Annotated in this window: 1 pseudogene; it reads right to left on the bottom strand. The window is 58.3% G+C overall.

Features of this window, described 5'->3' with window-relative positions:
* Nucleotides 1-689: pseudogene (locus F6X37_RS35955) on the bottom strand (hypothetical protein); the annotation flags it as partial.

Here is a 689-nt window from a genome sequence, read left to right as displayed (position 1 = left end):
GTGGTGTTCAACGGGCTGGAAGCACTCTTCGTGTTGTTACCCATTGCCTTGATGTAGTCGGTCGCCTGGATCAGCTCGCTGCCCGCGGGCGGTTTCCAGCCGTTATTCGGGTACGCCGAGTTGTAGAAGTACGAGATGCCCTGAGTGTGCAGAACCGTTTTGTAGCCCGACTGGCTTTTCGTGTTCAGGATCTGCCTGGCTTCCGAATAGAGCGTCTTGCTGCGATTCAGAATGTATCCGGAGATACCGTTCGGGTCGCCGTAAGACGGGTCCGAAGCGGAGAACGACCAGTTGGTCTCATTGAACAGTTCGATGTCGGCCGTAAAGGGCAGAACGACGTCCATGAGCGAGCCGAGATACTTCGTGAACGTCGCGTCGCAGAAGTCGAGTCGCGGTGACGATGCGCTCGGCGGATTCCTGGTGGCCGGGCATTGGTATGCGCTAGACGGCGCGTACATGCCCACCTGGAAAAGAATCTTCATGCCGCGCGTGCGTGCGGCGTTCAGAAGCGACTTCAGAAAGGCCACTTTGTTGGGGTCCAGCGTGCTGCCGTCGGCCAGCGTCATGAAGTCCCACGAAACGCCGAGGCGAACCGTACCCACGCCCAATCCGGCAATCAGATCCAGGTCCTTTGAGCATTCGCTCAGCGCCGTCTGATCCGCACTCCAGAGATTGCAGTTCACGTCCAT

Origin of the sequence: Paraburkholderia sp. 31.1 (assembly GCF_014397645.1) — a bacterium.
GTDB lineage: Bacteria > Pseudomonadota > Gammaproteobacteria > Burkholderiales > Burkholderiaceae > Paraburkholderia > Paraburkholderia tuberum.
This window is presented reverse-complemented; position numbering and strand designations above follow the sequence as displayed.